This window comes from Croceicoccus sp. Ery15, assembly GCF_020985305.1.
GTDB lineage: Bacteria > Pseudomonadota > Alphaproteobacteria > Sphingomonadales > Sphingomonadaceae > Croceicoccus.
The window spans coordinates 1,293,983-1,308,434 of record NZ_CP087588.1 but is presented as its reverse complement, the minus strand read 5'-3'; the positions used below and the strand labels follow the sequence as shown (position 1 = coordinate 1,308,434).

Below are 14,452 nucleotides of genomic sequence, written 5' to 3'. Positions count from 1 at the left end.
GATTGATTTTTACGGAAGGGGCGGGGAGCGATCCTCGCCCTTTCTCTTTGGGGGCTTGGCGACCTGGCCTTTGGGCAACACGAAACGGGACAGAACGGGCATTGTGCACGATGGCTTCTTGTCGAAGCGGCGCGCCTGTCCTAACTGCCCCGCATGACGTCGACCAATGATATCCGCTCCTCGTTCCTGAACTACTTTGCCGGTAAGGGGCACGAGAAGGTCCATTCAGCACCGCTCGTTCCTTATAACGATCCGACGCTGATGTTCGTGAACGCGGGCATGGTGCCCTTCAAGAACGTATTCACCGGTCTGGAAAAGCGCGAAATCCCGCGCGCAACCTCTTCGCAGAAATGCGTGCGCGCGGGCGGTAAGCACAACGATCTCGACAATGTCGGCTATACGGCGCGGCACCACACGTTCTTCGAGATGCTCGGCAATTTCTCGTTCGGGGATTATTTCAAGGAAGAGGCGATCCTCAACGCCTGGACCCTGCTGACCAGGGAATGGGGCCTCGCGCCCGAGAAGCTGACTGCAACCGTCTATCATACGGATGATGAAGCGTTCGACCTGTGGCGCAAGATTGCGGGCCTTCCCGAAGAACGCATCATCCGGATCGCCACCAGCGACAATTTCTGGTCGATGGGCGATACCGGGCCATGCGGCCCGTGCAGCGAGATCTTTTACGATCATGGCGACAAGATCTGGGGCGGCCCTCCCGGATCGCCCGAGGAAGACGGCGACCGCTTTATCGAGATCTGGAACCTCGTCTTCATGCAGTTCGAGCAGCAGGCCGACGGCACCCGCCAGCCGCTGCCCAAACCGTCGATCGATACCGGCATGGGGCTGGAACGCATCTCGGCCGTGATGCAAGGCGTGCATGACAATTACGATATCGACACGTTCAAGGCGCTGATCGCCGCATCGGAAAGCCTGACCGGCGTAGCGGCGGAGGGCGATGCCCGCGCCAGCCATCGCGTGATCGCGGATCATTTGCGCTCGACCGGTTTTCTGCTGGCAGACGGCGTTCTGCCGTCGAACGAAGGGCGCGGCTATGTGCTGCGCCGGATCATGCGCCGCGCGATGCGCCACGCGCATTTGCTGGGTGCGGGCGAACCGCTGATGCATCGGCTCGTTCCCGCTCTGGTGGCTGAAATGGGGCAGGCCTATCCCGAACTGACCCGCGCGCAGCCGCTGGTCGAGGAAGTGCTGGAGCGTGAGGAAACCCGTTTCCGCCAGACGCTGGAAAAGGGGCTCCGCCTGCTCGACGACGCTGCCGCCGGATTGGGAGAGGGTGACGAACTCCCCGGCGAAACCGCGTTCAAGCTCTATGACACTTACGGCTTCCCCTATGACCTTACCGAAGACGCACTTCGCGCCCGCAAGGTCAGCGTCGACCGCGCCGGTTTCGATGCCGCCATGGCCGAGCAGAAGGCTGCCGCTCGTGCTGCATGGAAGGGTTCGGGCGATGCGGCTTCGGGCGAGGTCTGGTTCGACATCGCGGAACGCGAAGGTGCGACCGAATTCACCGGCTATACCTCTACTGCTGGCGAGGGCACGGTCGTAGCGCTGATCGTCAATGGTGCGGAAACCCAAAGCGCCGGTGCAGGGCAGGACGTCATCGTGCTGACGAACCAGACCCCGTTTTATGGCGAGAGTGGCGGCCAGAGCGGCGATGCAGGCACCATCACGCGCCCCGACGGGCTGAAGATTACCATCTCGGACACCAGCAAGCCGCTAGGTCGCCTCCACGCCCATCACGGCAAAATCGAGGCCGGAGCCATCGCGGTCGGCGAGACGGTGCATCTGACCGTCGATGCGGAGCGTCGTGACGCAATCCGTGCCAACCATTCGGCCACGCATCTGTTGCATGCTGCCCTGCGCAACCGGCTTGGCGGCCATGTCACGCAAAAGGGCTCGCTGGTCGCGGAAGACCGCCTGCGCTTCGACTTCTCGCATCCCAAAGCGCTGACCGACGAGGACATTGCCGCGATCGAGGCCGAGGTGAATGCCGAAATCCGCCATAACGAAACCGTGACGACGCGCCTGATGAGCCCCGACGATGCGATCGAAGCGGGCGCGATGGCGCTATTTGGCGAGAAATACGGCGACGAAGTCCGCGTGCTGTCGATGGGGCGTGTCGGGACGGGAGCGCGCAATTACTCGGTCGAGCTTTGCGGCGGCACCCATGTCAATGCGCTGGGCGATATCGGCGTGTTCCGCATCGTGTCGGAAAGCGCGGTATCTTCGGGCGTGCGCCGTGTCGAGGCATTGACGGGCGAGGTAGCGCGCCAATGGCTCGTCGCGCGTGAGGATGCGTTGAAGGCGATTGCCGGTGCGATCAAGGCTTCTCCGGACGAGGCGCTGGAGCGTGTGCAAGCGTTGGTCGACGAACGCCGGAAGCTGGACAAGGAACTGGCCGAAGCGAAAAAGGCGCTCGCGCTGGCCGGTGCCAGTGGCGGCGGCGCGGCGGCGGGCCCCGCGGACGAGGACATTGGCGGGGTCAAGTTCTCCGGACAGGTGCTCGACGGGATGAACCCCAAGGAATTGCGCGGCCTGCTGGACGAGGCGAAAAAGCGCATGGGTTCGGGTGTCGCGGCCATCGTTGCCGTCAACGAAGGGCGCGCGGCCATTGCCGTGGCGGTCACCGACGATCTGACCGGCCGTTTCGACGCGGTGGCGCTGCTGCGTGAAGGCGTGGCAGCCCTGGGCGGAAAGGGCGGCGGCGGCCGTGCCGATATGGCGCAAGGCGGCGGTCCTGACGGCGACAAAGCCGCCGATGCCATCGCTGCGGTAAAGGCGGCTATGGCAGGCTGATCGCTGCGGTCATGGCGAAACCCTCACTCCGCAGCTGCGGGGGAGGTTTTCAGCTTTGGCCTTTTGCTCAATTCGCCTTCCAGCATTAGCTGGTCGCGGAATTCGTCGCGCTTTTCGTGGATCGACGCGATGACGGGCCCCACGGCGGTGCCCACGCTGACCAGCGCCGCCTCGCTCAATTGCAGAGAGCTTTCCAGCGTTTCGGGCACGGCATCGGTTGCGCCCGCGCGATAGAGTTCCGCCGCGTGGCTGGTATCGCGGGCGCGCGAGATGATGGGCACATCGGGATGGCTCTCACGCAGCTTCTTTACAAGGCGCGCGGCCAGCACCGGCTCATCCATCGTCAGGATAAAGGCGTTCGCGCCTGACAAATCCAGCCGGTCGAGCGCAGGGCCGCGCGCATCGGCGAACAGCAAGGGGTGCTGCTTCTTGCGCGCGATATGGGCGACCTCGGGGTCGGCATCGATGGCAAGGAACGGGCGACCATGCTTTTGCATCATCTCGGCCACCAATTGCCCCACGCGGCCATAGCCGAGGATGATGGCGCGTTCCTGCGCAACTTCCTCTACCGGCACGGGCGGCGCGGCATCTACGCGGCGGGCAACCGCCTTGCCGATGAGCGCAAGGATCGGGGTGATGGTCAGGCCGATGGCTGTAACGATCTGCCAGAATTGCGCCGTCTGGGGCTGGATCAGCTGCGCGCTGGCGGCAGCGGCCATCACGATCAGCGTGGTTTCCGATGGAGCGGACATCAATATGCCCGTTTCCACTGCCGTCCCGCGCCGCGCGCCCATCATGCGCAGCAACACGCCGGTGACCAGCGCCTTTGCCAGCAGCACGCCCGCAACGGCCAGGGCAATCGGGCCGATATTGTCGATCACCACGCCCAGATCGACACCCATGCCGACCGTAATTAGAAAGATACCCAGTGCCAGCCCTTTGAACGGTGCGGTGATGCCTTCGACCTCGGTGTGATATTCGGTTTCTGCGATCAGCAAACCCGCGATCAGCGCGCCGACGATGGGCGACAACCCTACCGCAGCGGTCGCAAGGCTGGCGATGATCACCACCAGCAGGCTGGCGGCCAGAAACAGTTCGGGGCTTTTGGTGCGGGCAGCCTGTGCGAACAGGCGGGGCAGCATGAAACGGCCCCCGATCATCAGCACGGCCACCGTCAGCGCGCCGGTCCAAAGCGTGGTCCACAACCCGTCCATCCCCTCGGTCGCGGCATAAGGTGCCATCGCGCCCAGCAGGAAGATGATGGGGACGATGGCGATATCCTCGAACAGCAGCATCGACAGGGCCGCCTTGCCCACCGGCGATTTGGTGCCCGATATCGGCAGTACCAATGCGGTCGACGACAGGGCCAGTGCAAGGCCAAGGCCCAGAGCGCCGCTCCAGTACTGGCCCATTACCATCAGCGCGAAGGCGATCAGCGCCGCCGATATCGTCAGTTCCAGCGCGCCCAGCCCGAACACCAGCCGCCGCATCGCCCACAGGCGGTTAAAGCTGAGTTCCAGCCCGATGGTGAACAACAGCAGGATGATCCCGAATTCCGCAAAGGGGTCCAATCCTTGCGGGTCGGTTATGGTCACATATTGCAGCCATGGATAATCGAACACCAGGCGGCCCAGACCGAACGGTCCGACCGCCATGCCAACCAGAATGAAACCGATGATCGGGGTGACGCGAAAACGGGCGAATACGGGAATGACGATCCCTGCCGCCCCCAGAATCACCAATGCATCGGACAAAACGGGGGTAAGGTGAAGTTCGCTCGCCATATGGGCCGATTATGGCGCGATGGCGCAGGAATGAAAGTCCGAAGGCGGCAATCCAGTTGATTTTCGCGCAAAACCCTGCGTGCGCAGCATGACGGTCAGCGCGCTGCCCTTGCGACTTGCGCCAGCGCCAGAAGGTCTTTTCCGAAATAGCGCAAGGTTGGTCGAAACGCACAAGGAAGCCACGCTGGTCTATTACAGCCATGATGGGGCAGCGCTTTCCGTTATCGCTGCTGTGCTAGCAGGGCCGGCCGGGCGCGATCTTACCAAGCAGGAGGAGGCGGCGGCGCGCGATGCGCTTGCAGGACGCTCGCGCCGCACGCCAACCCCTGGGGTCGCCAATTTCGCGCGTCTTGACCGATACTCAAATGACAACCCCGCCCGCTGCAACGACGCGGCGGACGGGGGTGTTTCCGGCTGGAATAGCCGCTCTTATTCGCCGGTATACAGCAAGCCGCGTGCGCGCAGCAGCGGCGCGACCTGTGGTTCCTTGCCTGTCAAAGCCACGAACGCATCGTTGTAATCGATGGTCCCGCCGCGTGACAGCACGGTGGCGCGGAACTTGTCGCCATTGGCGCGGGTCAATCCGCCATTCGCATCATACCATTCGCCGGTATTGGCCGACAGCATTTCGGTCCACAGATAGGCGTAATAACCCGCCGCATAACCGCTGCCCCAGACATGCCGGAAATAGCTCGTGCGATAGCGCGGGGGCACTAGATCGGTGTGCAGCCCCGTGGAAGCCAGTGCCTGCGCCTCGAACGCATTCACGTCCGCGGGAATCTCGCCGGCGCCCAGATCATGCCACTTCATGTCCAGCATGGCTGCCGAAAGCGTTTCGCCCAGTGCGTAGCCCTGATCGAAACCTTGCGCGTCCTGCACCTTTTTCAGCAGATCGGCGGGCATGGGCGCGCCGGTCTGGTAATGCCTCGCGTAATTGGCCAGCACGCTGGGTTCGACCGCCCATTTCTCGTTCGCCTGGCTGGGAAATTCCACGAAATCGCGGGGAGTCGCGGTACCTGCAAGCGAGGGATATTTCACATCGGAGAACATGCCGTGAAGCGCATGGCCGAATTCGTGGAACATCGTTTCCACATTGTCGAAATCGGTCAGCGCGGGCTCACCCTCGGCCGGAGGGGGGATGTTCAGAACATTGTAAATAACGGGTTTTTCGCCATACAGACCGGACTGGCCGACAAAGCTCGACATCCATGCCCCGCCGCGCTTGCTGTCGCGCTGGAACGGATCGAAATAGAACAGCGCAAGTTCGGAACCGTCCTTGTCGAACACGGTATAGACCGAGACGGTAGGATGCCAGACGGGGATGTCGGTGCGCTTTTCAAAGCTCAGCCCGTACAGCTTGTTCGCCGCGAAAAAGACACCGTCTTCCAGCACGCGATTGACTTCGAAGAACGGCTTGATCGCATTGTCGTCGATGGCGAATTTCTCGGCACGGACCTTGGATGCGTAATAATCCCAGTCCCACGGCTGTACGGTAAAGTCGCCGCCATCGGCCTTGATCATCGCATTGATCGCTGCAGCATCGATCAATTGGGCTTTCGCCGTCGGACCGGCCAAACCCTGCATGAAGGTGATCGCGTTTTCGGGCGTTTCGGCCATGCGATCGTACATCTGATAGCTGGCATAGTCGGGCTCGCCGAACAGGGCGGCCTTTTGGGCACGCAGAGTCGCAATCTGCTTTACGATCTCGCGCGTGTCATTGGCATCGCCGTTGACGGCGCGGTTCCAGCTTTTGTCGAACAGCGCCTTGCGCGTTTCGCGATTGTCGAGCGAGGCGAGCAGCGGCTGCTGCGTCGTGTTTTGCAGCGCAATCACATATTGCCCGTCCAGCCCGCGATCGCTGGCAGCCTTGGCCGCTGCGGTAATCTCTGCATCCGACAGTCCCGCCAGCGCCGCACGGTCGGACACGACCAGCGCATTGTCCTTGCTCGCTTGCGACAGCATCTGGCCGAATTTGGTATCCAGCGTCGAAAGCTGCGTATTGATATCGCGCAATTGCTGCTTTGCTTCGGGTGAAAGTTCGGCACCGGCGTGGACGAAACGTTCATAGGTTTTTTCCAGCAGCACCGCGTCTTCGGCCGTCATGCTCATCGCGGCTCGATTGTCGTAAACCGCCTTGACCCGTGCGAAAATCTTGTCGTTCAGGAACAGCGTATCGCTATGCGCTGCCAGCTTGGGCGACAGGGCCGCGTCGATCGCGTCCAGATTGTCGTTGGTGACCGTGCCCGTCAGGATCGAAAAGGCACGCTGCGCGCGGCCGAGCATGCGACCGGTACGCTGCAAAGCGACGATCGTATTGTCAAAGCTCGGAGCTTCCGGATTATCGGCGATCGCCTGCCATTCGGCCTTTTCGATGGCCATGCCCTGTTCGATGGCAGGCTGGAAATCGCTTTCCTGAATGCGGCTGAAATCCGGTGCCTTGAATGGCAAGGTGGATTCGCTGGCAAAGATGCCGGTGCCTTCCGGGATCGTGGTGGCTGTCGGGGCGGTCGTGGCCATGTCGGTATCCGTCGCGGTCGTGGTGCATGCGCCAAGCGTTGCAGCGCACAGCGCCGTGCCGATCAGCAGGGCAGATTTATACAAAGGAAACTCTCCGGAAAATATGACGTTCGGGACAGGCGCCGGCCAAGGGCGGCGTCAGGGCCGATCTGGCGCAAATCTTGGCATGCACCGCGCGACCTTGGTCGCTTCATGCCCAATTCCAGTCTCAAATGAAACCTTTATGCGACGATTGTCGGGTGGGGGGATCAAGAGGTTTCTATGCCGTCGCCTGCGGATTCGTTTGTCAGCCAGCCTTCCAGCAGGCTGCTGATGCGGCTCACCACCGGACGGCGCACCAGTTCCGAATGGGTAACCGGAATACTGCGGATCTCGATATCGGGCCCATGCAGCAATCCATGCCATCCCGAAACGCCATCGGGACTATTCAGCAGATCGGTCGGGTGCATCTTCTCTGCCACGATCAGCAAGGTCGGCGCATGTCGCGGCGTGTATCGCAGGCTGGTGGCGGCTTTGACCAGACTGGCGACAAAGGCGGGGTCGGCGCTGGTTATGAAATCCGGGACATATTCGTGCCGGAACCGGCCGATTGTGTTGGGAAACCAGAAAAGCAATGAACGGGCCAGTCGACGCATGGCATTCTTGAAACCCTGCTGGCGCAGGGCGGGCCAGAATTCGTTTTTCGTCCAGCGCAGCCAGTCGATCGGCTGCGCCTTGCAGTGCGAGATTTGCGTGTCAATGATGATCAGTCGCGTGTTGCGCCCCCGTGCATCCAGCTCGCGTGCCAAAGCATAGGCCACCACCCCGCCGAATGAGTAGCCCAGCAGCGTCACGACCCCCTCGGGCTGCTCTGCTTCAATCAGAGGGATGAGCGCACGGACCAGCGTCTCGATTTGCGGATCGCGGATCATGTCCGCGGCGAGCGGGAGGGCGTGGAGCATGACCAGCCGTCGGTGCGCGAGTAGCGGCTTCAGACTAGTGTAGTCGGTGTCGGACCCGCGTATGCCCGGGGCGATGAAAATCGTGTCTCCGTCGGGATTACCGTCATAGGTGATCAGCCGGTCCGCATTGCGAGCATGGTTGAGCGCGGTGAACAAATCGTTTGGAGTGGAATGATGGGTCAGCAGATTGACCGGAATGGGGCGGTCCAGCACTTCCTCAAGCCGCAATGCGATCTCTACACACATCAATGAATCGCCGCCTGCGGTGAAGAAATCCTCTGACGGACCAAGCGGCGGACGATCCAGTGCTTCGCCGAACAGGCGGGCGATGGTTTCGATGATCGTCTCACCGCCATCGGCAGTGCCAGTGGCAGTCGCATTTTTAGCCATGCTCTGGTCACCGGCGTATTCTCCGGCCATGCGTTTCAATTCGGTCCTGTCCACCTTGCCGCTGGGCAGGCGCGGGATGCTACCGATCCGGATGATGCGATGCGGCACCATGCTGGCGGGCAGACTTTCGCGTATAGCGGTGAGAAGTGCGATTTCGTCGTCTGGAGCATCCGGGCAGCATGCGACGAAACCGATCAACCTCGACTCCCCCCTCTCTTCGATGACGATCGTGCCCGCATCGACGATGCCGGTGATCGAGACCAAGGTATCGTCGATCTCGGCCAGCTCGACACGATGGCCGCGCAGCTTGAACTGGTCGTCGATGCGGCCAAGGAATTGCAAGCGGCCCTGTGGCCCGATGCGCCCCAGGTCGCCGGTGCGATAGACACGCATGCCGCTATGCCGGTCATGCTTAAAGCGCGCATCGGTTAGCGCCCTGTCACCCAGATAGCCATGCGCCAGCACCGGTCCGCCGATGCAGATTTCGCCGGTTTCGCCATCTGCGACCGGATCGCCATTCATCATGTCGCGGATCAAAACCTGCGCGCCGGCGACGGGGCTGCCGATATCCGGCACGCCATGATCTTCGCGGCGAATGGTGGAAATGGAGGTGCAGATCGATGCCTCTGTCGGGCCGTAATGGTTATAGATGCGCCGCGCCGCGCATGCGCCGTAAATCTCGTCGGCGATATGGCGGGTCAGCGTTTCGCCGCCGCTGTTTATCGCGATCACCGTATCTGGGATGGCACCTGCACGCGCCAGCTGGCGCAAAGCGGTCGGCACGCCTTGTAAAAGGGTCGGGCGCTCGTCCGCAGTGAACGGTTCCAGCGCATCGTCCTTGAGCACGATAGTGCCGCCGCAAGCCAGCGGGGCGAAAATCTCGAAGACTGACGGATCGAACGATATGGAAGTAACCGCTGCCACCCGCGACAGCTCTCCATCGCGGAAATGGCGGATCGAACCGGCGATATAGAAACAGGCATTATGGCCCAGCAGCACCCCCTTGGGCCGGCCGGTCGAGCCTGAGGTGTAGAAGATATAGGCCGGATCGGTAGGTGATGTGGCAATCGCGGGCGGCGTATCGGGCGCGTCGATGCGGTCTGCTGCGATCAGCGTGCCGGTAAAGCCTTGCGGAGCGAGTGCGGGGTCGAGCGTTATCAGTGCGCGCGCGCCGCTATCCTCCAGCATAAAGGCGATGCGTGCAGGCGGCTGGGCCGTGTCGACCGGTACATAGACGCAGCCCGCCTTCATCGCGCCGATCATCGCGGCGATCATATCGACCGAACGGGGGAGCGCGATAGCGATACGGTCCTGCGGGCCGATCCCGCGCGCAATCAGCGTATTCGCAATGGCGTTCGCCCGCCGGTCAAGGTCGGAATAGCTGGTCGCCTCTCCCCGCCGCAGGATCGCGGTTGCATCGGGCGTGCACCCCGCCTGCCGCGCGAACATGTCATCGAGGCGGATCAGCCCCGAAAGGTCTCCCTGGGCGCATGCCGTTTCGAAATCTGCCGATCCGTTACGCGCTATTTCGGGAAAATTGCTTCGCGCGTTCACAATCTCAACCGGCCATAGCCGCGCGGGCTTGTTCCGCCAGCGCCAGTCCCATTTCACCCGCAGTCCCGTGCCTAGCCACAAAAGCGGCGCGGTAACGCGCATCGTCCAGCATGAACGGGGCATCGGCCAGCGCCATGTAACGCACGGCAAGGCTGATCACCGGCGCATCGAGCGGGCGGAATTCGGGATTGTGGATGCCGCCTTCCTTACAGCCCGGATAGAACTGGCCGATCATCAGCCCCCGTTCGACATAATCGGGCTTCAGCCTCTTCTGCACATTTTCGATCAAGGCGGCATCGGCGGCGCCGCCAAGCGCCGAAAAGGTGACCACATAGGCGCGCAACATGGGCGGGATATCCGAATTCTCGCCCCATGTCAGAAACTGGTCGCGGACTTGCGCTATTATTCCCTCAATCTGCGCCTGCTCAGCGCGACCGGCAGTGCAATTTGCAATTCGGATTCCGCCGATCGCAGAGCCACGTCGGGCGAACGGGCAAACCGGGCCGGAGCGGCCCAGATCGGAATCTTTCCTTGTGAGCCTTTGCGATATGAAACAGGCCATTTGGGCCATGACACTTTGACCGTCGGTGTTCGGCGTCGTTGCCGCAATGTCGCTGATGGTTCGGAAAGGCGAAATCGCCGTTTGTTCAACCGAAAGCCGCGTATGCATCGTCACTCTGACTCAACCCTTGCATGCCGGCCGTTGGCCAAAGTTCGGGGCAGGAGAGTGGGCGGACACGAGTGAAGGTCGTGTGCCCTTTGCCTGTCCTTTCCGCATGTTATCGCAGCCAGATTAATATTGCGCTTGCGAATTGGAGGCGTCCCAAAACTACCCAAAAAGATGCGGGCGCCGCATTAGATAGGAGACGGCGACCGTTGAAAAACGGGCAGGGATCGGAGAATGACTGTATCGTGGTAAATGTGCAGCCCTTCGCCACCGGGCCATTAATCAGAACGATGCGAAGGGTAAGATGGTCGGGGAGAGAGGATTCGAACCTCCGGCCCCTGCCTCCCGAAGACAGTGCTCTACCAGGCTGAGCTACTCCCCGACCGGACGCGCCCGGCTTGCGGGCGGTGAGGCAGAGGCGCGCCTATAGGCGGGCGGAGCGGGGCTGGCAAGCGGGCATTTCGCAAGTTTTCATCCACATCCCCCCGCACAGCCTATCCACAAGGTTTTGCGCAGGGGCGCAGCGCGCTTGGCCAAGGCTTGGTCTATGCTGCCGAGCATGGCCAGTCACGCAGAACAAACCGCCCCATCCGCCCAGGAATCTTCGCGCGCGCGTGCGAGCGAAGAAAGAAACGCGCATTACGAAGACCAGTATCTGGGCCTGATGCGCCGCGTTTGGGAGCAAGGAAGCGAGCGGAGCGACCGCACCGGTGTCGGCACGCGATCCCTGTTTGGCGAGACGATGCGATTCGACCTGTCGGGCGGCGCGATGCCGTTGATCACGACAAAGCGCGTGTACTGGAAAACGGCAACCCGCGAATTGCTGTGGTTCCTGACGGGCGACACCAATATCCGCTCGCTGGTGCAACAGCGGGTTGGGATCTGGACCGACTGGCCGCTGGCCAAATATCGCGCCGCGACGGGCGAGGATATCGGCATGGAGGAATTCTCGGCCCGCATCGCCGACGATGCCGAGTTTGCGGCGCAATGGGGAGAGCTTGGGCCGGTTTACGGCAAGCAATGGGTGGACTGGCCGGTCTATCTGCCTGCGGGCGACGGGCTGTACAGAAAAGGCGAGGGGGTCAATCAGCTTGCCGGACTGGTCGACAGCCTGCGTAACAATCCCGGCAGCCGTCGCCACATCCTCGAAGGGTGGAATGTGGCCGAGCTGGACCAGATGGCCCTGCCGCCTTGTCACAAGACCTATCAGTTCCATGTGGCGGACGGAAAGCTCAACGGGCTGATGTTCCAGCGCAGTTGCGACATTGCGCTGGGACTGCCTTTCAACCTGTGGTCGGCGGCCTTGCTGCAAGTGATGCTGGCGCAGCAGGCCGGTCTGGAGCCGGGGGAGTTCACATGGATGGGCGGCGACGTGCATCTTTACCTCAATCACGCCGATCTGGTCGAAGAGCAGCTGACGCGTTCGCCGGACGGCCATCCGAAATTGTCGATCCTGCGCAAGCCGGATTCGATTTTCGACTACCGGATCGAGGATTTCGCGGTCGAGGGCTATACGCCGCAGGCGCATATCTCGGCGCCGGTGGCGGTATAAATCCGCGGGAAACGGCGGGATTCAAAAATTCGTCATTTTTTGTATTTGAAAGCCGTTGACAGGGCGAAATGGCTGCCCTAGTTGCGCGGCTCCCAAGGGGTGCACGCCTCCACGGACTGCCCCTAACAAGGCATACGCGGGTGTAGCTCAGTTGGTTAGAGCGCCGGCCTGTCACGCCGGAGGTCGCGGGTTCGAGCCCCGTCACTCGCGCCACCTTGGGAATTCTCTAACATGTTGAGAATAAACGCTTCGAGCCGGTCTTCGGACTGGCCCGGAAGTCGTTTGCGCTATGCGAAATGCGGCGCGATCAGCGCCAGCGGCCCGTTTCCATCCAGATCAGGAAACGCTTGAGCGGGAGCAGCCAGACCACGCCGAGCACCAGCCACACCGGCACCTGCAACAAGACATGCCAGCGTGAGATCGGTTCGACCAGCGTGACGCAAATTCCGGCATAGATCATCAGCGCGAGCAGCAGCACAAGGATGCCCACGGGCTTGCGCCATGTCGGTTGCCAGTCGGGCCTGCTCATCGCGCGCCGACCAGTCCGAAGGGGCCGAACATGCGCTGCGGCGTCACCACGGCGGCCAGCGGCCTGTCATGCGCTTCGACGGGAAGGGCGGGCAGTTCCTGCACATCCCACGCAAGGCCGATGGCCAGCGTGTCGGGATGTTCGGCCAGCCAGCGGTCGTAATGACCGCCGCCCTGACCCAGTCGTGCCCCGCTGGCGGTAAAACCCAGCAGCGGCACGATCAGCACATCGGGTTCCAGAACAACGGCATCGCCCGACGGTTGCAGCGCGCCATAGGGGCCGACTTCCAGATCGGCATCGCCCCACGGGTCGGACCATTGCGCAAATTCCATCACCGCGTCCTGATCGGCAAAGCGGGGCAGGGCGAGTGGATGGCCGGCCTCTGCGAAAAAACGGGCATAGCCGCCGGTGGGCGCTTCGCCGATAGTGGGGTGATACAGGCCGATGACCGAACCTGTGGGAACCAGCGCCTCGATCGGGGCGGGCGGGCGCCTGAACAGCAATCCGCGCACCGAATCGGGCAAGGAAGCGACATGATCCAGCCGCGCCTTGCGCAGGTTCTTGCGAAGATTGCGCTTGGCTTCCAACTTCAACCCCGTTTCCGGTAAAATAGTGACGGGCCCACCATGGGTCGTTTGCCGTATGATATCCTCTGACGCCTCAAGCATCAGGTGGGGGCCGATTGCCCCGGCCCACGAGCCGGTTCAGGGTCAGCCCCCTAGGATTGTTTATAGCCTCAGGGATGTTCTGTCGGCTCGTGCCGGGCAGAACCCGTCGCCATGCGATCTAGGCGTGGTGGTCCTCACCCTCAAGATGTCTTGCGATATTTTCGATGCGCTGTGTCAGCGAATCGACACGATTGGCCAGCGTATCGCGCAAATGATCGTCGATGGCGGGGCGGGGCAAGTCGGGCGATTTGCGCAAGGCGTCGAGCTCGTCAGCCAACATCAGCGCGGCGAACAGCAACATGCGCGGTTCGGACATTTCGACCGCGCCCGCCGCGCGCGCCTTGCCGTCGATCATGCGGCCCAGCGCGGTGATATGCGCTTCCTCGCCTTTGCGGCAGGATACGGCGAACCGGCGACCGGCGATTTCCAGCATCAGATTGCTGTCGGCCATTACAGATGCGCCTCAGCCATCGGCGTCCAGTTCCGCCAGCACCTTGTCAAGCTCGCCCAATGCTTCTCCGACCGTGGCGCGCAGGCGGGCATTTTCCTGCCTCAGCTTTTCCTGTTCGTCATCGCCACGGGGGCGCAGAACCGCCGCACGCTCCAGTCGCGAAAGGGCTGCGTCGAGCCGGGCGAAGGAGAGGTCGAGGCGTCCTTTATCCTCGCCATCCTGATATAGGGGCGAGGCGCCGTCCATCGTCGCTCCGCCTTGATCGTCGGTAAAGAGCGACTGCGGATTAGCTTTCGCCATACGTATGCTCCGTCGCTCGACTGCCGTTGCCTGTGCGTCGCGCGCGCGGCAATTCCTGATCCTGGGTCATAACAAACAAAGTTAATCCATCGTAACGCAGCGGTAAAGTTGCATGAACCTTCAGCCTCAGGCCGCCGGTGCGCGTTGATTTCAAAAGTTTTGCGCCGGTCCGGTCACCCACGGCGGCAGAGCGGGGCAGCCTTGACGAGGCGGGGCCTGCGTCCCATTGCACGCGCGCACGCCGAATCGGCCGCCGCCTGCTGGCCGTTCGGACCTATGATTGGG

At 62.1% G+C, this 14,452-nt stretch carries 10 protein-coding genes and 2 tRNA genes; 3 read left to right on the top strand and 9 right to left on the bottom strand.

The features are described from left to right. The first annotated feature begins 153 nt into the window (after positions 1–153). On the top strand, positions 154–2,814 hold the full coding sequence (alaS, locus tag LOZ77_RS06465) for an alanine--tRNA ligase (protein WP_230281357.1): 2,661 nt from the start codon (positions 154–156) through the stop codon (positions 2,812–2,814). 23 nt (positions 2,815–2,837) lie between these two features. On the opposite strand, the gene LOZ77_RS06460 is transcribed toward alaS, so the two are convergent. The 5 genes from LOZ77_RS06460 to LOZ77_RS06440 all read right to left on the bottom strand — a co-directional run bounded on the left by LOZ77_RS06460 (position 2,838) and on the right by LOZ77_RS06440 (position 11,049). Continuing rightward, positions 2,838–4,598 (bottom strand): cation:proton antiporter, encoded by a 1,761-nt coding sequence (locus LOZ77_RS06460; RefSeq protein WP_230281356.1) that lies wholly within the window; start codon positions 4,596–4,598, stop codon positions 2,838–2,840. A 429-nt stretch (positions 4,599–5,027) separates the two neighbouring features. Next, a complete protein-coding gene (locus tag LOZ77_RS06455) occupies positions 5,028–7,199 on the bottom strand; it encodes a M3 family metallopeptidase (protein ID WP_230281355.1) in 2,172 nt (723 codons plus the stop codon). Positions 7,200–7,363: 164 nt separating this feature from the next. Next, a complete protein-coding gene (locus tag LOZ77_RS06450; RefSeq protein ID WP_230281354.1) occupies positions 7,364–10,000 on the bottom strand; it encodes an amino acid adenylation domain-containing protein in 2,637 nt (878 codons plus the stop codon). 4 nt (positions 10,001–10,004) lie between these two features. Next, complete coding sequence (locus tag LOZ77_RS17925) at positions 10,005–10,562, bottom strand: DUF6875 domain-containing protein (protein ID WP_370638069.1); 558 nt, start codon at positions 10,560–10,562, stop codon at positions 10,005–10,007. A gap of 410 nt (positions 10,563–10,972) precedes the next feature. Further along, positions 10,973–11,049 (bottom strand) — tRNA-Pro (locus LOZ77_RS06440). 177 nt (positions 11,050–11,226) lie between these two features. Between LOZ77_RS06440 and thyA the strand changes: the two genes are divergently transcribed. Beyond that, positions 11,227–12,219 carry a thymidylate synthase gene (gene thyA, locus LOZ77_RS06435; RefSeq protein WP_255671216.1) on the top strand — a complete coding sequence of 331 codons (993 nt, stop codon included), beginning with the start codon at positions 11,227–11,229 and terminating at the stop codon, positions 12,217–12,219. Between the two features lie 136 nt (positions 12,220–12,355). Beyond that, a tRNA-Asp gene (locus LOZ77_RS06430) sits at positions 12,356–12,432 on the top strand. A 94-nt stretch (positions 12,433–12,526) separates the two neighbouring features. Here the strand turns inward: LOZ77_RS06430 and LOZ77_RS06425 are convergent. The 4 genes from LOZ77_RS06425 to LOZ77_RS06410 form a co-directional block, all read right to left on the bottom strand. Continuing rightward, positions 12,527–12,748: a DUF2842 domain-containing protein gene (locus LOZ77_RS06425; protein ID WP_230281352.1), complete on the bottom strand. Its 222-nt coding sequence runs from the start codon at positions 12,746–12,748 to the stop codon at positions 12,527–12,529. Beyond that, positions 12,745–13,341 carry a 5-formyltetrahydrofolate cyclo-ligase gene (locus LOZ77_RS06420; protein ID WP_230281351.1) on the bottom strand — a complete coding sequence of 199 codons (597 nt, stop codon included), beginning with the start codon at positions 13,339–13,341 and terminating at the stop codon, positions 12,745–12,747. The genes LOZ77_RS06425 and LOZ77_RS06420 overlap by 4 nt, the downstream gene beginning before the upstream one ends. A gap of 193 nt (positions 13,342–13,534) precedes the next feature. Then, the gene (locus LOZ77_RS06415; protein WP_230281350.1) at positions 13,535–13,867 is read right to left on the bottom strand and encodes a cell division protein ZapA; all 333 of its coding nucleotides are present in this window, start codon (positions 13,865–13,867) and stop codon (positions 13,535–13,537) included. Positions 13,868–13,879: 12 nt separating this feature from the next. Beyond that, complete coding sequence (locus LOZ77_RS06410; RefSeq protein WP_230281349.1) at positions 13,880–14,167, bottom strand: hypothetical protein; 288 nt, start codon at positions 14,165–14,167, stop codon at positions 13,880–13,882. Positions 14,168–14,452: the final 285 nt, after the last annotated feature.